Genomic DNA, 17,903 nt, shown 5'->3' with positions numbered 1-17,903 from the left:
TTCATTTTTCTTACAAAAAGATAGCGCAAGTCGAGTTGATTGATAAAAAAACAATCAGTTGTTAGACTGAATACAGGTTAAAAAAACAAAAAGGGGATGTAATGATGAAAAAAGGATTCAGAAATTATTTAGGTTCAGATGAGCGGGAGGCAGGCTATAATTTGTCTTGGGGTTCTATCTTTGCAGGGGTCGTAACATTTATCGCATTGTTCATGACACTGTCAATGATCGGCTCAGCAATCGGTTTTGGTTTGGTGGAACCAACATCAAATAATCCATTAGATGGTGTGGGTACAGGATTATTGATTTGGACAGTCATTACCTTTGTCTTGGCATTATTCGGTGCAGGTTTTGTTTCAGGTGTGGCGGCTCGACGTGTTGGATTGGTTCATGGTTTCTTAACATGGGCAACTAGTATGATCGTGATGATGGTTATGCTCTCTTACTTAACGATCGGTGCATTTTCTGTAGTCGGTTCACTTTTAGGAAACGTTGCTTCTGCTGTTGGCAGTGGCGTTGAAACAGTTGCCTCAGGTGCTGGCGATGTCGCTTCAAAAGCCTTCGATGAAATAACAGGAAACATGGAAGACGTCAATACAGATGAATTACAAGCGAATGTCAATGATGTTTTACAAGATACCGATGTTCCTGAATTGCAACCAGACTACTTGCAAAATCAATTGTCTGATGCGACGAACGACATCAAAGATGCCGGCAAAGACATTGCAACCAATCCAAATGATGCTGATAAAATCATTGATGATTTAGCAAGCAAATTACAAGATCGTGCTACAACGATCGGTGATTCAGTCGATAAAGAAGCAATCTCAAATGCAGTGGCTCAAAACACAGATCTAAGCCAACAAGAAGCGGAAGAAGCAACGAACAATATCGTGAACGGCTTACAAGATGCTTCTGATGAAGCACAAAAACAAATCGAAAATGCACAACAAAATCTTGAACAAGCCAAACAAGACATTGACCAAGCAGTGGAAGACGCTCGTCAAAAAGCGGAAGAAGCAAGTGATGCAACAGCCAAAGCGTCTATTTGGGGCTTTGTGGCAATGGTCTTAGGACTCGCTCTTACGTCAATCGGTGGTATGGTGGGAGCAAACTTAGTTAAAACTGCTGACCACGAAAACCGTATCTAATTTTACCTCTCATCAAGAGAGCTAGTGATTTATAAACCAGTGAACAGCGTTCTGCCAAAGAGTCAAATGGCAGCAGCGCTGTTTTCTGCTTTTAAACAAGCGGTTGAAAATCCCCATTGACGAGTGATTTTTCTCATGCTACACTGGCTCTGAGGATTGTTACCGCTTTAGGCGGGCTATACCTATTTTTTTGTGTGAAGAAATCTAAAGAAGAATAGGGTCGTTAAAATGAACGTAACAAAAGTGATCAATAACAACATTGTGATTTCTGAGAATGAGGAAAAACAAGAATTGGTCGTCATGGGCAAAGGCTTAGGCTTTAAGAAAAAGCCGGGCGATGCGATCGACGATACCAAGATTGAAAAAGTCTATCTCAGTACACAAGAGTGGAATGTCACAAAACTAACCCAATTACTTTCTTCTATCCCTATCGAACATATTCAAGCAGCGAATGAGATCATCAGTTTTGCAAAAGTTTCCCTTGGGAAAAAGTTGAGCGAAAAATTGTTTCTGACGCTGACCGATCATATCAATTATGCTATCGAGCGCTATCAAAACGGCATGGAAATCAAAAATGCCTTGCTATGGGAGATCAAGCGGTTTTATAACCATGAATACCTCATTGGCAAAGAAGCGTTATCGATCATTAAAAATCGCTTGGCGATCGAGCTGCCGGAAGATGAAGCCGGCTTCATTGCTCTGCACATTGTCAATGCTGAGTTGGATATGGCGCAGGTCAGTCAAGTATCGGAAATGGCGAAGATCATTCAGCATATCCTAAACATCGTCAAATATCATTTTTCAATGGAGCTTGATGAGTATTCATTGAACTACGAACGCTTTGTGACCCATTTGAAATTTTTTGTCCAGCGCTTATTCAGCGGTACAAAGCTCGATGATGCAGGAACCGGCAGTTTTATTTTTATGTTGAAAGACCGATACATGAAGGAATATGCGTGTGCGTTGAAAATCAGTGACTACATCAACAAAGAATTCGGTAGACCGTTAGAAGAAGACGAATTGATCTATTTAACTATACACATCAAACGAATAACAAGTGCTTAGGATTGTTACTGGATTGGCAGGCTATACCTAAATGAACTCCCAAGGGGTTTGTTTAGGTATTTTTTTATGGTTTGACACACAAAAAACAAGCGAAAGACCAAAATAGGAGGAACGACATGAATTACAAAGAGTTAGCAAAAACGATCATCACCAATGTTGGTGGGGAAGAAAATATCCAAAGCTTGACCCATTGTGCGACACGCTTGCGCTTCAACTTGAAAGATGATAGCAAACCCCAAGAAAGTACTTTAAAACATACACCAGGGATCATGGGTGTGGTCAATAAAGGTGGGCAATACCAAGTAATCATCGGTAGTGATGTTGGCAATGTCTACAACGAAATCACTGCCCAAACCAATTTGACTAGTGACCAAGAAACAGTAGAAGACGATCGTGGACGTGTTGCGAAAGTCATCGATACGATCACCGGGATCTTCACTCCAATATTACCAGCCATCACGGCAGCTGGGATGCTAAAAGCGGTTCTTTCATTGCTAGTGGTCTTCAATGTCTTGACGGCAGAGAGTCAAAGTTACCAAATATTAAACTTTATGGCGGATGCGGCGTTCTACTTCTTGCCAATTTTGCTGGCTGCTTCTTCTGCACAAAAATTCAAAGCCAATATGTACTTAGCTATGATGGTGGGGGGGATTTTACTCCATCCGAACTTTATCGCGATGGTGACAGCAGTCAATGAGGTAGGCGGCGGCATCCATTTATTCGGCTTGCCGATTTCACCAGTGAGTTATTCATCATCGGTTATCCCAATCATTTTGAGTGTTTGGTTCATGTCTTACGTTGAACCGATCGCCGATAAAGTCTCGCCAAAAGCAATCAAATTCTTCAGCAAACCGTTGCTAACGATCTTCGTCGTAGGGACAGTAGCATTAGTTGCTTTAGGCCCTCTAGGCTACATGATCAGTGAAGCGATCTCTACAGGGATCCAAGCCTTAGAAACGATCAGCCCATGGATCGTTCCATTACTGATTGGTGCCTTCACGCCATTGTTCGTGGCAACTGGTACCCACTATGGATTGGTTCCTATCGGTATCAACAACCGGATGACCACAGGTTATGACACAGTGATCTACCCTGGCATGCTGGCTTCAAACGTCAGTCAGGGAGCTGCAGCTATCGGCGTTGGTTTTAAATCAAAAGATTCTACGATCAAACAACTGGCATTTTCTGCTGGTCTGACTGGGCTATTCGGCATTACTGAACCGGCGTTGTATGGGGTCAATTTGCGGTTTAAAACACCCTTGTATGCAGCAATGATCGGTGGCGGATTTGGTGGTCTATTTATGGGGATCATGCGTGTCCGCAATTTCTCAGGCGGATCACCAGGCCTGTTGACTTTGCCAAGCTATATCGGCGATGACACCTTACGTCATTTGACCAATGCTTGTATCGGTGCGGCAATCAGTATCGTGATCACATTTATTGCGACATTATTCTTATACAAAGACCCTGTCACAGAAGAAGCACCTGAAGCAACACCGGCAGACAAAGAGCAAGAACCCGCACATCAAATCAGCGGCGCAGAGATCAAAGCACCTTTAAAAGGGGAACTAAAAAGCTTGCAAGCAGTCAATGACGGCATGTTTTCGGAAGAGATTCTTGGACAAGGGGTAGCGATTGAGCCAACCGTCGGAGAAGTGCTAGCTCCAGTAAACGGGACTGTCACAGCAGTCTTTGATTCAAAACATGCCATTGGCTTGACTAGTGAGGAAGGCATTGAGCTGTTGATCCACGTGGGGATCGATACGGTGCAATTGAATGGCGAAGGCTATGCCTATCAAGCAGAAAAAGGGCAAAAAGTATCAGTCGGGGATCCATTGATTACGTTTGATATTGAATTTATCAAAGAAAAAGGCTATCCAGTAATCACGCCGATTGTTATCACCAACAGTACTGAAGTGGGGGACATTTTGACGGCTAACAGTGGCCCGATTACGTTTGGCGATCAAATCATCAAAGTGATCGGCTAAAAAAGGAGAATAAGACATGGGATTTCCAAAAAACTTTTTATGGGGCGGTGCAACAGCCGCCAATCAATGTGAAGGCGGGTTTGATCAAGGCGGGCGTGGGCTTGCCAATGTCGATGTAATTCCGACTGGCAAGGACCGCCGAGCAGTCATTACCGGCAAGCGTGAGATGCTTGCCTTTGAAGAAGGGTATTTCTATCCAGCCAAAGAAGCGATCGATATGTACCATCATTTCAAAGAAGATATCGCCTTGTTTGCGGAGATGGGCTTTAAAACCTATCGTTTATCGATTGCTTGGTCAAGAATTTTTCCGAAGGGGGACGAAGAAATCCCTAATGAAGAAGGCTTGCGCTTTTATGAAGAACTATTTTTAGAGTGCCGGAAATACCAAATCGAACCCTTGGTGACGATCACTCATTTTGACTGTCCGATCCATTTGATCAAAGAATATGGCGGCTGGCGCAACCGCAAGATGATCAGCTTTTATGAAAATCTTTGTCAGGCAATCTTTACTCGATACAAAGGATTGGTGAAGTACTGGCTGACCTTTAACGAAATCAATATGATCTTGCATGCCCCGTTTCTCGGTGCAGGGCTGACCTTTGCTGAAGGCGAAAATGAAGAACAAGTCAAATACCAAGCTGCTCATCATGAGTTAGTCGCAAGTGCGTTGGCAACAAAAATCGCCCACGAGATCGATCCAGAAAATAAAGTTGGCTGTATGCTGGCTGCGGCTAGTTATTATCCTTACAGCTGCAATCCGAAAGATGTCTGGGAAAGCAAAAAAAGCGATCGCGGCAACTATTTCTTTATCGATGTGCAATCGCGAGGAGAATATCCAAATTATGGTTTGAAGATGCTAGCTGATAAAGGAATCACTTTGGAACGAACCGCCGAAGATGCGGCTTTATTAAAAGCCCATACCGTCGATTTTATTTCCTTTTCATACTATGCCTCTCGGGTTGCTGCTTCAGAAGATTCCGGTGTTGAGAAAACGGAAGGCAACTTGTTCCCGACCATTAAAAACCCGTATTTAGAAGCGTCAGAATGGGGCTGGCAGATTGATCCGCTTGGTTTGCGAATCACGATGAATGATCTCTATGATCGTTACCAAAAGCCGCTTTTCATCGTCGAAAACGGTCTAGGAGCGGTGGATACGCCAAACGAAGATGGAAAAATCAATGATGTGTATCGCATCGACTATCTACGTGCGCATATCGCTGCGATGAAAGAAGCGATTGACCAAGACGGTGTGGAACTGTTGGGCTATACTTCATGGGGCTGTATCGATTTGGTCTCTGCAGGAACCGGAGAAATGAAGAAACGCTATGGCTATATCTATGTCGATCGCGACGATGAAGGCAATGGTACATTAGTCCGCAGCAAGAAGCAATCTTTTTATTGGTACAAAAAAGTGATTGCCACAAATGGGGAAGATTTGGCTTAAGCCAGTTAACTTATAAAAAATAAAACAAGGGTGTTCCGCTTTTTCAACTAGCGGAATACCCTTGTTTTATTGATTTTCAGAGTTATAAACTCGTGGTATTGCTCGGTCGTTTGCGATAGTTGGAAGGGGTCAAAGCAGTCTCCCTTTTGAAAAGTGTCGTAAAGTAATTCGGATCATCAAACCCAGTTTCCAATGCGATTTCGATGATTTTTAAATCCGTATGGAGTAAGAGATACTCCGCTTTTTTGATGCGAAACTTATTTAGATAAGTAAAAAAGCTCATCTGGAAATTTCTTTTGAAAAAACGGCAGAAATGCTCTTTGCTATAGCCAATATACTGACTGACTTCCTCAAGTGTCACTGGACGTTGATAATTTTCTTCAATAAAAAGTAGGATTTTCTTGCATTTGTACGTATTGAGTTTGCTTTTACTGTCGATTGGTTTCTTATTGCGGTTAATGTATTGGGTGTTTTGACAAAGATATTTTATAAATAAAAAGAGTTCCGCTTTGATCGCCAGCTCATACAATGGTTCCTTTAATGCAAATAAATCTATAATATGAGTCAATGCCTGTTGAATTCTCATATGAGAAACGAAATCACTTGTGATGTGAATCGCTTGCTGATCCGCGGAATGGAGCAACGGGTCCAGATAGGACTGCTGGATCAAATCAGAGACGCGGCTCTCAATAAAGGTCGCGTCAAAGACGATAGCAAAGAAGGTACAAGCTGTTTGTTGATAATTTAATGCCTCATGTAGCTGATTGGCAGGGATAAATACAAGCTCGCCTTCTTTAGCGATATAAGAAACACCTTCGACCTTTATTTCCATCTTTCCTCGAAAAATATATAGGATCTCAAGCTCGCGATGCCAATGGGTGTGGATCATATTTGCTTGATCAGCAGGATGATTTGTCAAATAAACACTGACTGGAAACAAGCTATCACCATGTTCTGTGATCTCTTTTAAAGAAGTATCAATATCATATTCACTAGGGTTTGGCGTAAAAATATAGGGTTGGGTTACCATCTGTCTCCTCCATTTTCATCAATATTACAAGGTATTTCGGTTAAGATAACGATTACAGAAGGGCCGAAATATCAATATAATCAATTTGTGATCGAATTGATTGAGGAGGGAACAATGATGAAAAAGAGAATTTTGTTGACGGCTGCTACTATGTTAAGTGTGATCGGAATTGCTGGTTGCGGAAATTCTGGAAGCGGTACCTCAGATGATGGTAGTGTAACACTAGAAGTTTTTAACATCAAGACAGAGACTGCAGAACAGATGGATCGATTGGTTGCGGCTTTTGAAGAAAGCCATGAGGACATAAAAATCAATATGACTACTGTAGGTGGAGGAACGGACGCCACAGCGGCTCTCCAATCAAAATTTTCATCTGGTGATGAACCGGACATTTTTATGCTGGGGGGACTAGCAGATACGCAAACATGGGAACACAAGTTATATGACCTTGGGGAAACAGAATTAGCCCAAAAAGCAATTGAGGGAACGTTGGAAGGGGCAACACTGAATGAGACAGTCTATGGCTTGCCGATGAATATCGAAGGCTACGGTTGGCTGATCAATAAAGAGCTGTTTCAGCAAGCGGGAATCGATAGTGAAGCGATTGAAACATTTGCCGATTTTAAGGAGGCAGTAGAAACGTTAGATAGTAAGAAAGAAGAGTTAGGATTAGACGGTGTATTCGGCTTCAGCGGCGGTGAAACATGGGTTTCCAGTCAATTCAGTTCGAACTTTTTTGCACCTGAATTTAATGATAGCTTGAAGGAAACACTGGAAGCCAAAGAGCTTCATTTAACTTATGAGGCACAACTGAAAGACTACGCTGATCTGGCGATCCAATACAATGCTCAACCGTTGGAATCAATGGATTACAGCACGTCAGTCGAAGAATTATTTGCTAGTGAGAAGGTTGCCATCATTCATCAAGGCAATTGGATCGTTCCTACATTAAACAGCTTGGATGATACATTTGCAAAAGAAAAATTAGCGATCGTCCCAATGCAAGTGGGAGACGGCAGCAAAATTGTAGCCGGACCAGCTTGGTATTGGGGTGTCAACAAAGATAAGGAACAAGAAGTGATCGATGCCTCCATACAATTTTTGACATGGATGTATACCGATGAAGAGGCGATGACCGCGATCATCGATGATTTTGAGTTTATTCCAGCTTATACGAACTTCTCCAGTGACGATATTTCTGATCCGTTGTCCAATGACATTTATACGTATTTAACGAATGGCCAAACGGTTCCTTGGGTCCATAACTCTTATCCAGATGGATACGGACAAAATATTTTTGGGGTTCAGTTCCAGGCTTATGCAGCCGATCAAATCTCATGGACTGAGTTTACTGATCAGCTGAAAAGCAGCTGGGCGCAAGAACGTCAATAACCAAAGTGATGCCTATCCTGCAGTGATGCGCGCAGGATAGGCAAAATCAAGGAAATCATAGGAGGAGCTGTATGTTAACAAATCGTTCAAAATCATTTTGGCTGCTGCTAGCACCGGCATTCGTCGCATTATTGGTCGTTCTGTTTATTCCTTTATTTACAGGGGGATATTACTCACTGACCAACTGGAACGGCAATACGATCAGCGACTTTATCGGATTGGAAAACTACTTGCGCGCTTTTAAAGATCAGGCGTTCATTAACAGCTTGTTGTTCACGGCGAAATTTTCTGTTTACAGTGTGATCTTGATCAATGTCATCGCGCTGTTGTTAGCAACTTTAGTCACGCAAAAACTGGGACGCTGGACCACTCTATTTCGGACCGTCTTTTTCATGCCGAACTTAATTGGTGGGATCATACTAGGATTTATATGGCAATTTATTTTTAACAAAGCATTCGAGAGTATCGCCGATTTGACTGGGATCAATTTTTTTAATGGCTGGTTGAATACACCAGAAACAGGTTTTTGGGGTTTGGTTATCTTGTTCGTCTGGCAGATGAGCGGGTATATGATGTTGATCTATATTTCGTTTCTAAATAATATTCCAGAAGAAATTTTAGAAGCAGCAGATATGGACGGCGCCAATCCGCTACAAGTCTTTTTCCGAATCAAACTACCCATGCTGATGCCCGCGTTTACCGTAACATTGTTTTTGACGCTGTCAAATGCCTTTAAAATCTATGATCAAAACTTGGCGTTGACACAGGGCGGACCGTTCAATTCGACTCAGATGGCAGCCATGAATATTTACAATGAAGCTTTTTCAATGAGAAAAATGGGCTTTGCTCAGTCAAAAGCGATGATATTTCTGGTGATCATTGTCATTATTTCCATTATTCAAATCTCAATTACCCGCAGAAAGGAGATCAGCGCATGATCGAGACTCGTCACTCCTCTACTAAAAAGGGGAATACAAAAAGTAGACGGCAGAAGAAAAAAAAGCTGCAGCACAGTCTGCTGATCGTAAGTGGTCTTTTACTTGCGTGCTTATGGTTTTATCCGTTTTTCTTGATCGTGATCAATTCATTTAAAACAAAAGCAGAGATCTTTCAGAGTACGTTGTCGCTGCCTGGCGGATTGTCCTTTGAGAATTATCAAGAGGCGTTAGAAAAACTGGATTTCATCAGAAGTTTAATGAATTCATTGTTGATTACTGTCGGTTCTTTGATCTTGGTGGTCTTTGTTTCTTCAATGGCAGCATACGCTTTATCGAGAAATACCAGCCGCTTAAGTTCAGTCCTCTATTTTGTTGTTGCCATCGGCTTGCTGATTCCTTTTCAAGGGATCATGATTCCACTGATTTCTCTTTTTGGACGAATGAATTTGTTAAATCGGCCGGGTCTAATGATAATGTACTTGGGATTGGCTGTCAGTATGTCGACTTTTTTGTATTATGGTGCGTTAAGAGGCATTCCACGTTCGCTGGATGAAGCAGCGATCATTGATGGGGCGAATACCTTTCAGATTTATTGGAAAGTAATATTGCCTTTGTTGAAACCAACGACGGTAACGGTGATTGTTTTGAATACATTGTGGTTTTGGAATGACTATTTATTGCCTTCATTAAGTATTAATAAAGCCGGAATGTATACGATTCCCTTGCGGATGTTTTATTTCTTCGGCGAATTTAACAAGCAATGGCATTTAGCGCTAGCCGCTCTGGTGATCGTTGTTCTGCCAATCATTCTCTTGTTTATTGCCTTGCAAAAACATGTAGTGAAAGGCATCTCAGATGGTGCAGTAAAGTAGGAGGAAAAGAAGATGAAATTTACAAATGGCTATTGGCTGGCAAAAGAAGGCGTCCAACTCGAACATCCCCGAATTGCTTATGATCATAAGGTAGAAAAGGAGCAATTGACCCTTTATCTGCCCTATCAAGAGATTCAGCGGCGTGGCGATACCTTAAACCTTGGTTTAACCACACTCACGTTCTCGACTCCGCAAAACGATGTGATCAAAGTCAGTTTGGTGCATCATGACAAGACAATGCACGCCCCGTCGTTTACAGTGGATACCCAACCAGCAGACGTGAAGATCGATACCGATAAAGAAGACATGTATATCTTCAAATCTGGATCACTGGAAGCGAAAGTCCCTAAACAAGCGGCTTTTAAAATCGACTTTTTTGGAGAAGACAGATTGTTGACTTCTTCCATGCCTAAAGCACAGGCAAAAATTTCGGGAAATGACGGCAAACAGTATATGCGAGAACAGCTTTCGCTAGATCCTTATGAACTTGTTTACGGATTAGGGGAACGGTTCACCCCTTTTATCAAGAACGGTCAAACCGTTGATATTTGGAATCAAGACGGTGGTACGGGTAGCGAGCAGGCATACAAAAATATTCCGTTTTATCTGACGAATAAAGGCTACGGTATTTTTGTTGATCATCCCGAAGCGGTTTCCTTTGAAGTGGCTTCTGAGAACGTTTCCCGCACGCAATTCAGTGTCGAGGGGCAGCGTCTAGACTATTACATCATCTATGGACCAGATATGAAAGCCATTCTAGAAAAATACACCGACTTGACAGGAAAACCCGCCTTACCGCCAGCATGGTCTTTTGGCTTATGGCTATCCACTTCGTTTACGACTGATTATAGTGAAGAAACAGTGATGCACTTTATCGATGAAATGCAAGCTCGTGATATTCCTTTTGATGTCTTTCATTTTGATTGTTTCTGGATGAAGGAATTTGAATGGTGTGGGTTTGAATGGAATGATGAGTTGTTTCCTGATCCGAAAGGATTACTAAAGAAAATCCATGATAAAGGATTAAAAGTCAGTCTATGGATCAATCCTTACATTGGGCAAAAAGCCTCTGTATATCAAGAATGCAAAGAGAAAGGGTACTTTATTAAGAACCAAGCAGGTGAAGTCTGGCAGTGGGATCTTTGGCAAGCTGGACAAGGGATCATTGATTTTACCAACCCAGAGGCTCGTCAATGGTATAAAGATCGCTTAAAGGAATTGATTGAATTAGGTGTTGATTCCTTTAAGACGGATTTCGGTGAGCGGATTCCTGAAGATGCTGTCTATTATGACGGATCAGATCCGAAAAAAATGCACAATTATTATGCCTATCTATACAATGAAACCGTTTTTGAACTGCTGGCGGAAATGCGGGAAAATCAAGCCGTTCTTTTTGCCCGTTCTGCTTCTGTCGGTTCCCAAAAATTTCCAGTCCATTGGGGAGGCGACAATTTATCTGAATATTCTTCGATGGCAGAGTCTCTGCGTGGTGGCTTATCCTTTGTCTTATCTGGTTTCGGATTTTGGAGCCATGATATTGGCGGGTTTGAAGAACAAGCGACCCCCGACCTGTATAAACGTTGGACGCAATTTGGTTTATTGTCGACCCACAGTCGATACCATGGCAATGTTGAATATCGGGTACCATGGAATTTTGGCGAAGAAGCAGCAAAAGTCAGTCAAGCTTTTTCAAAATTGAAAAATCGCCTGATGCCTTATATTTATCGTCAAGCAGCAGCCACTGCAAAAACGGGCATTCCCCTGATGCGTCCATTGATGCTAGAGTTTCCAGAGGATCCGACGGTTTATGCCATTGATAAGCAGTATATGCTAGGGGATCGCCTATTGGCTGCACCGATTTTTAATGAGCAAGGAAAGGTTCCGTTCTATTTGCCAGCGGGTACTTGGACAAATTATTTAGACAACAAACGCTATGAAGGCCAAAAATGGTGGGAAGAAAGCTATGACTATTTCCATCTTCCGTTGATGGTACGACCGAATTCACTGATCATTGAAGGAAGCGTTGAACAGACCGCCGCCTATGACTACACCGAAAACCTCACCGTCCATGCCTTTGAAATAACGGAAGCAGTTTCTGCTGAAGTCTGTGATCAGCAGGGCGTGCCAGCTGGAAAAATTTCTATTGAACCAGAGGAACGCGGTTATCGAGTTTGTATGGAAGGGATGGAAAACGTTCAGGTACTGTTTCGCAATCGAAGCTTTGCAAACGCCCAACGACATCCTTTTGGCAGCTTGATCACCATGGACGGACAAGAAATGACCGTCTTTGAATAAGGAAACAAAACCTACCGTTCTTGATGGGTATTTATCAAGGACGGTAGGTTTTTTGTAGTGAATGAAGCATTGAAAAGCTAACGGCAAAGTGCAGACGCAGTTCTTTGCTTCAGTTTTTTTCCTCCCGCTGGATCGGCAGCAGCAAGCGAACGGTGGTTCCTTCGTTGATGCGTGATTCTACAGTCAATCCATATTTCTCCCCATAGAGCAGCTTGATACGCTGATCAATATTGTCTAAGCCAATACCCGAATAGTGTTCAAAGTGGTTCGCGGAGCTGGTTGGGTGCTCTTCATTGAACCCGATGCCCGTATCGATGATCTCAATTTTCAGGCCTTCCTTACTGACACGAGAAAAAATCTGGATCAATCCTGAATCCTCTTCGGGAAAGGCATGCAGGTAGGCATTTTCGATAATCGGTTGCAAAATCATCTTCGGTACGAGAATATCTTCGCAGCCATCTTCTGAAAAAATCGTTGACTGGATGCGATTGCCGTAACGTACGTTCATTAAAACGAGGTATTCTTCCACGATCGCTAGCTCATCCTTTAAGGGGACGATCTCTTTGCGGTTAAAGGTGTGCCGCAACAATTGGACAAAGCTTTCAATCGCTTGGGTGGCGGCTTCTTGTTCGTTTTGCCAGATCAAAAACTTGATGGCAGTCAATGTGTTGTAGACAAAATGCGGTTGGATCTGCATTTGCAACGAGCGGATCTCGAACTTGCGTTTTTCGGCTTCTGTAACCATTAAATGATCGACATAAGATTCCAAGTCCTCTAGCATCAAGTTATACGCACGCCCCAATTCTCGCGTTTCGTATGTCCCGTTGATGGTAACCTTGTCGCTGAAATCGCCTTGTGTGACCGCAGGCAGCTTGGCAATCAGCTGATAAATCGGTTGGGTGATGTTGCGGATGATCCAAAATGCCAGCAGACTAAAGAGTAAAATACTGACGACAGAAATCAAAAGAGCTGGCTTGATCAGATTCATATTGCGTACTAGATGCGATTCATCCAAAACATCGTAAAAAGTAAAATGATACGAATAAAGGGGCAGCTGATTGATGCTAGTATCTCTTTTGACCGTGACGAGGCGATCTTCAAACGGCTGGCCTAAAAGGCTCGGATCAGAAGTGGAAAGAATTTGATTTTGTTCATTGACGATATAGATCGAGTGGAGACTGGTATCTAAGAGTTGACGATAGATCGAAGAAAAATCGGATTCTTTTAAGAAAATCAGGGCATAGCCGAAAATCGTTTCTTCTTTCATTAATTTGCGCACGTACATCAAGCCAGGGGAGTCGCTGGTGGAGGTACTTAAGCCTTGGTCCAAGAAATAATATTGACTGATGGCGTCATTGTCATTGATCTGCTGGATAAAGGCACTGGCGAGAAAATCATCTACTGATTGATTGCGAACCGCATCGTTTTGAAAGAAAGTGCCCCCGTTGACCCCAATCAACACCAAATTCGAGGGGATGTCTTGAAACAAAGAGCGCGTGTCTTTTAATTGCTCGTTTAATTCTAAAATCGTACGGCCTTGATTCATGTCGCCTTCTAAGTATGTTTCAACGGCTTTGCTTTCATCGACGATATCAAAAATTCGATGGATATTCTCGTTCAGACGCTCATAATCTTCTTGGATTTTTTCCAGTAGCAGCTGATTGGAACTCTGGTACGAAGCAACATAGGCATCTTTCGAGCGACCATAGATCACGACGACGGTTAGCAGACAAACACTAATGACCCCGACGACAACAAAGAGGAAGATCCGACTGAATAATTCATTTTTCTGAATCCATTGGTTGATTTTCATAATTGATTCAACCGCCGATACTTCGATGGGGTGACTTGGCATTCTTTCTTAAAGATGCGAGAAAAATAGCTGATATCCGAATACCCGACCGCTTCACTGATTTCAGATAGATTCAGATCAGATTGTGTCAGTAGTTCTTTGGCTTTATCCAAGCGGGTTTTCTTTACATACTCAGAAAAGCTCATTTTCAGTTTCGCAGAAAGAAAAGCCGAAAGATAGGTGTAACTAAAATGAAAGGTTTCAGCCAGTTCAGACAAAGACAGACTTTTAGTGTAGTTGTCTTGAATGAAGCGCTGGATCGCAACGAGTAGATCATCTTCATCCAGCGGTGATAAGGTCGTCAGCTGTTGACGAATATCATCAATGGTCGCCAACAACAAATCAGAAAAATCTTCCAAATACTGCACGTGACCGATGGCATGCAAAAATTCGGCTTTTAAGCGGCTAAAGCGTGGAGCAGTGGGAAATTCTTCTTCCAAGCGGGACAGTAACGTGTAAAAAATACTGCTGGCCTGCTGTTTTAAAAATGTCGGATCGACATTGGATAAGATCATGTCATTAAAATATTCCTCAATTCTGGTGATTCCTAATAAAAAGTTGTTGTCTAACAAAGCCCGTAAGAACTTCTTCGTATCAAAGCGATCACTTTCAATGTACAAAAAGAGTTCGTGTTCTGGCACCAACCGTTGACGTTTATAAAAAAACGATTGTCCTTGGCTTTTGGCTTTGAGGGTCACAAAATGGTCCCGCAACTGTTCAATCTTTTGAAAGGGCACACTGAGAGTAAAGAAGGCGTCTGGCTCGGTAAAACGCAATTGTTCCAACGTTTCTTTCAAAGAGGAATAAACATCCGTTCCTTCTGGATAACTGATCACTAAGCCGGCATCTTTGTTACTGGTTTGAAAAAAGAGCGTCTTTACCTGCGGTTGTGATTGAGTAAATTCCGTTAATGCATGCAGCAGCTGATCATTGGCACGAAAGCCGCTAAAATTGGTGGTCAAAATTTGGGCTTGCTGTTGCGACTGATCTAATGCAAGGTAGTCCGCCAAAGGAGCCAACGGTTCTTCATACCCTGCTAAATAGCGATTCAACGATTCTTGCAGCTGCGTCTCCTCAGTCACGGAGCCTTTTGTATGTGACAGCTTTTGTGTGATGTTGTGTAGCGTCTTCAACAAGAGTGTCGGTGTCAGTGTCGGTTTTAAAAGATAATCTACGGCACCATTTCTAAAAGATTGACTGACGTATTGGAAATCATCGTAGCTGCTCAAGACCAAAAAATGGACTTCTGGATATTGTTGTTGAATGATCGTTGTGAGTTGAAGGCCGTCCATTTGTGGCATTTTCAAATCCGTAATCACGATGTCGGGATTCAGCTCATGGATCAGCGCCAATGCTTCTTGCCCGTTCGCTGCATCGCCTAAGAGACGGAACCCTTCTTGCTCCCAACGTATCATATGTTTCAATCCATCTCGGATCGTTGCCTCATCATCAACGACTAAGACCGTGCGTAAAATAGTCATGGTATCCCCCCTATATCTCTTCTTTATTATAAACGCTTTCAAAAAAGAAAGGTATTGTAACTTTTTTCTATTTTTGGACAAATTTAGTAAGCTCTTTCATAATCATTGAATACGGTTACAAAATCAGTGTATAGTTAGCCTTGTAAATAAAAGGAAAGAGGGATAAAAATGAAAAAACTACTTGCATCGATGGTAACGGCGGCTGCAGTGCTGACTTTGGCGGCTTGCGGAAACAGCAACACAAGCTCTGGTGATTCCGGCGAGTCCTCAAACAAAGTCACGGTCTGGGCATGGGATGAGACCTTCAACATCAAGGCAGTCAATGAAGCCAAAAAAGTGTATGAAAATCAAGATGTCGATGTGGAAGTCGTGACGATGTCGCAAGATGATATCGTCCAAAAATTAAATACTAGTCTGGCATCAGGAAATACGGACGGACTGCCAAATATTGTCTTGATCGAAGACTACCGCATCCAAGGGTACCTTTCTTCTTATCCAGATGCGTTTAGTGATCTAACGGATATCGTGAATGAGGAGGATTTCTCCAGCTATAAATTTGCGGTTAATAAAGTCGACGATGTCATTTATGGGGTGCCATTTGACAGTGGCGTCGCAGGACTATTTTACCGCACAGATTATTTGACCGATGCAGGCTATGAGCAAGCGGATCTCCAAGATATTACCTGGGATGATTTTATCAGCATTGCCAAAGATGTCAAAGAAAAAACGGGTCACGCTATGATGTCGTTAGACCCAAGCGATCTTGGCTTGGCACGAATCATTATGCAATCGGCAGGCGAATGGTATACCGGTGAAGATGGCTCCACCGTGACCATCAAAGACAATGAATCCTTCAAAGCCGGTCTAACTGTCTTGGCAACATTGTTGAATGAAGGCTTAGTTGAACAAGTTTCCGATTGGGATGGCGGGGTCAATGCTGTTCAATCGGGGAATGTTGCGTCTGCACCAACCGGTGCGTGGTATTCTAGCACAATTCAAGGCGCTGAAGATCAAAGCGGCAAATGGGCGATCGCTCCGATCCCATCCATCGCTGGCGATAGCAATTCAGTCAATGCTTCCAGCATCGGCGGAGCAGGCTGGTACGTGATCAAAGGGGTTGACGGCGAAGAAAATGCTAAAGACTTTTTAGCCAATACCTTTGCTTCAAACAAAGAATTGATGGGTACACTAGCTACCGAGATCGGTTTGGTTTCAACCATGAATGCTGCAGAAGAAACGGAAGAATATACGTCGGGGCTTGATTTCTATGGCGGTCAAAAAGTCTTCCAAGATTTCTCTCAATGGTCACAAGAAATTCCAGCCGTGAACTACGGCAATCACACCTATGCCATTGAATCTGTCTTGACTGAAAGCTTGCAACGAGTGATCAACGGCGAAGACATCGATAAAGTATTAGAAGAAGCACAATCACAAGTGGAAGCACAAATTGCAAACTAATCGAACAACTTTGCAGAAACTCGTGAGCGATCGCGAGTTTCTGTGTTAAGGGGGAATTACAATGAAGAACAAAACAAAAAATTGGTTTGCAAACGGCAATGCCTTTATTACCTTACCCGTCATTTTGATCACGATGCTGGTCTTTATTCCGATGGTCTCGGCATTGTTCACGTCATTCCAATCAGGACCACCGACAGCGATGACCTTTAACGGTCTTGGCAACTATCAGCGGATGTTGAGCGACTCAACCTTTAAAAAATCCTTTGGCAATACGTTTTTATACTTATTAGTCCAAGTTCCGATCATGCTCTTTTTGGCGCTGATCGTATCGAACATATTGAATGACAAAAAATTGAAATTTAAAGGGCTGTTCCGCACCGCCTTATTTTTACCCTGTATCACATCCTTGGTTTCTTATTCCTTGATCATGAAAAGTCTCTTTTCGGCAAATGGGTTAGTCAATAACTTTTTGACGCAACTACACCTGATTGATGCACCGATCCAATGGTTGACGGATCCCTTCTGGGCAAAAGTACTGATCATTTTTGCCATCACGTGGCGTTGGACTGGCTACAATATGATCTTTTTCATCTCAGGCATGCAAAATATCGATCCAAGTATTTACGAAGCGGCAGAGATCGATGGTGCCACGAAATGGGATCAATTCTTCAAAATCACGATTCCCAACTTGCGTCCAATCATCTTATTTACCACGATCACCTCAACGATCGGTACGCTGCAATTATTCGATGAAGTTCAAAATATCACTGGCGGTGGACCAGCCAATGCCACGACGACCTTGTCGCAATATATCTACAATTTGAGTTACAAATTCACGCCAAACTTTGGGTACGCCGCTGCGGTCTCCTTTGTTATCGTGATTGCGATCGTGATCTTATCGATCATCCAAACGAAAATAGGAGGAAAAGAAAATTGA

13 protein-coding genes are annotated in these 17,903 nt (G+C 42.7%); 10 read left to right on the top strand and 3 right to left on the bottom strand.

The window, feature by feature from the left end; all coding sequences use genetic code 11:
* Positions 1 to 104 precede the first annotated feature (104 nt).
* From IGJ01_RS11160 to IGJ01_RS11145, 4 genes are all read left to right on the top strand, one after another.
* The gene (locus IGJ01_RS11160; protein WP_008378859.1) at positions 105 to 1,151 is read left to right on the top strand and encodes a hypothetical protein; all 1,047 of its coding nucleotides are present in this window, start codon (positions 105 to 107) and stop codon (positions 1,149 to 1,151) included.
* Positions 1,152 to 1,379: 228 nt separating this feature from the next.
* Positions 1,380 to 2,216: a BglG family transcription antiterminator LicT gene (licT, locus tag IGJ01_RS11155; RefSeq protein ID WP_005234912.1), complete on the top strand. Its 837-nt coding sequence runs from the start codon at positions 1,380 to 1,382 to the stop codon at positions 2,214 to 2,216.
* A 116-nt stretch (positions 2,217 to 2,332) separates the two neighbouring features.
* Entirely contained in the window at positions 2,333 to 4,204 is a 1,872-nt protein-coding gene (locus tag IGJ01_RS11150; protein ID WP_244732122.1) for a beta-glucoside-specific PTS transporter subunit IIABC, read from the top strand.
* 16 nt (positions 4,205 to 4,220) lie between these two features.
* Entirely contained in the window at positions 4,221 to 5,648 is a 1,428-nt protein-coding gene (locus IGJ01_RS11145; protein ID WP_244732120.1) for a 6-phospho-beta-glucosidase, read from the top strand.
* 82 nt (positions 5,649 to 5,730) lie between these two features.
* Here the strand turns inward: IGJ01_RS11145 and IGJ01_RS11140 are convergent, their stop codons facing one another.
* A complete protein-coding gene (locus IGJ01_RS11140) occupies positions 5,731 to 6,678 on the bottom strand; it encodes an AraC family transcriptional regulator (RefSeq protein WP_016613530.1) in 948 nt (315 codons plus the stop codon).
* 117 nt (positions 6,679 to 6,795) lie between these two features.
* On the opposite strand from IGJ01_RS11140, the gene IGJ01_RS11135 reads away from it, so the two are divergent.
* The 4 genes from IGJ01_RS11135 to yicI all read left to right on the top strand — a co-directional run bounded on the left by IGJ01_RS11135 (position 6,796) and on the right by yicI (position 12,175).
* Complete coding sequence (locus tag IGJ01_RS11135) at positions 6,796 to 8,070, top strand: ABC transporter substrate-binding protein (protein WP_035006650.1); 1,275 nt, start codon at positions 6,796 to 6,798, stop codon at positions 8,068 to 8,070.
* 71 nt (positions 8,071 to 8,141) lie between these two features.
* Positions 8,142 to 9,008: a carbohydrate ABC transporter permease gene (locus tag IGJ01_RS11130; protein ID WP_008378847.1), complete on the top strand. Its 867-nt coding sequence runs from the start codon at positions 8,142 to 8,144 to the stop codon at positions 9,006 to 9,008.
* On the top strand, positions 9,005 to 9,880 hold the full coding sequence (locus IGJ01_RS11125) for a carbohydrate ABC transporter permease (protein ID WP_244732116.1): 876 nt from the start codon (positions 9,005 to 9,007) through the stop codon (positions 9,878 to 9,880). Before IGJ01_RS11130 ends, IGJ01_RS11125 begins: the two co-directional genes overlap by 4 nt.
* A 12-nt stretch (positions 9,881 to 9,892) precedes the next feature.
* Positions 9,893 to 12,175 carry an alpha-xylosidase gene (gene yicI, locus IGJ01_RS11120; RefSeq protein WP_430601084.1) on the top strand — a complete coding sequence of 761 codons (2,283 nt, stop codon included), beginning with the start codon at positions 9,893 to 9,895 and terminating at the stop codon, positions 12,173 to 12,175.
* A gap of 109 nt (positions 12,176 to 12,284) precedes the next feature.
* Here yicI and IGJ01_RS11115 read toward each other — a convergent pair whose 3' ends face one another.
* Complete coding sequence (locus tag IGJ01_RS11115) at positions 12,285 to 13,988, bottom strand: sensor histidine kinase (RefSeq protein WP_430601083.1); 1,704 nt, start codon at positions 13,986 to 13,988, stop codon at positions 12,285 to 12,287.
* Positions 13,985 to 15,508, bottom strand: coding sequence for a response regulator transcription factor (locus tag IGJ01_RS11110; protein WP_429966620.1), 1,524 nt, complete (start codon positions 15,506 to 15,508; stop codon positions 13,985 to 13,987). Before IGJ01_RS11110 ends, IGJ01_RS11115 begins: the two co-directional genes overlap by 4 nt.
* Positions 15,509 to 15,676: 168 nt before the next feature.
* Here IGJ01_RS11110 and IGJ01_RS11105 point away from each other — a divergent pair, with 168 nt between their 5' ends.
* Positions 15,677 to 16,966 (top strand): ABC transporter substrate-binding protein, encoded by a 1,290-nt coding sequence (locus IGJ01_RS11105; RefSeq protein ID WP_005234924.1) that lies wholly within the window; start codon positions 15,677 to 15,679, stop codon positions 16,964 to 16,966.
* Between the two features lie 61 nt (positions 16,967 to 17,027).
* Positions 17,028 to 17,903, top strand: a complete 876-nt coding sequence (locus IGJ01_RS11100; RefSeq protein ID WP_430601082.1) for a carbohydrate ABC transporter permease — start codon at positions 17,028 to 17,030, stop codon at positions 17,901 to 17,903.

This window comes from Enterococcus sp. AZ089, assembly GCF_050547225.1.
GTDB classification, from domain to species: Bacteria; Bacillota; Bacilli; order Lactobacillales; family Enterococcaceae; genus Enterococcus_D; species Enterococcus_D entomosocium.
Note: the sequence above shows the minus strand (reverse complement) of the source record. Positions and strands in the feature narration are given on the sequence as shown.

Excerpts from the sequence above, each read along its gene's own strand:
- licT (WP_005234912.1), top strand. The coding sequence starts at position 1,380 with ATGAACGTAACAAAAGTGATCAATAACAACATTGTGATTTCTGAGAAT.
- IGJ01_RS11150 (WP_244732122.1), top strand. The coding sequence starts at position 2,333 with ATGAATTACAAAGAGTTAGCAAAAACGATCATCACCAATGTTGGTGGG.
- IGJ01_RS11135 (WP_035006650.1), top strand. The coding sequence starts at position 6,796 with ATGAAAAAGAGAATTTTGTTGACGGCTGCTACTATGTTAAGTGTGATC.
- IGJ01_RS11115 (WP_430601083.1), bottom strand. The coding sequence starts at position 13,988 with ATGAAAATCAACCAATGGATTCAGAAAAATGAATTATTCAGTCGGATC.
- yicI (WP_430601084.1), top strand. The coding sequence starts at position 9,893 with ATGAAATTTACAAATGGCTATTGGCTGGCAAAAGAAGGCGTCCAACTC.
- IGJ01_RS11100 (WP_430601082.1), top strand. The coding sequence starts at position 17,028 with ATGAAGAACAAAACAAAAAATTGGTTTGCAAACGGCAATGCCTTTATT.
- IGJ01_RS11110 (WP_429966620.1), bottom strand. The coding sequence starts at position 15,508 with ATGACTATTTTACGCACGGTCTTAGTCGTTGATGATGAGGCAACGATC.
- IGJ01_RS11145 (WP_244732120.1), top strand. The coding sequence starts at position 4,221 with ATGGGATTTCCAAAAAACTTTTTATGGGGCGGTGCAACAGCCGCCAAT.
- IGJ01_RS11130 (WP_008378847.1), top strand. The coding sequence starts at position 8,142 with ATGTTAACAAATCGTTCAAAATCATTTTGGCTGCTGCTAGCACCGGCA.
- IGJ01_RS11125 (WP_244732116.1), top strand. The coding sequence starts at position 9,005 with ATGATCGAGACTCGTCACTCCTCTACTAAAAAGGGGAATACAAAAAGT.
- IGJ01_RS11160 (WP_008378859.1), top strand. The coding sequence starts at position 105 with ATGAAAAAAGGATTCAGAAATTATTTAGGTTCAGATGAGCGGGAGGCA.
- IGJ01_RS11105 (WP_005234924.1), top strand. The coding sequence starts at position 15,677 with ATGAAAAAACTACTTGCATCGATGGTAACGGCGGCTGCAGTGCTGACT.
- IGJ01_RS11140 (WP_016613530.1), bottom strand. The coding sequence starts at position 6,678 with ATGGTAACCCAACCCTATATTTTTACGCCAAACCCTAGTGAATATGAT.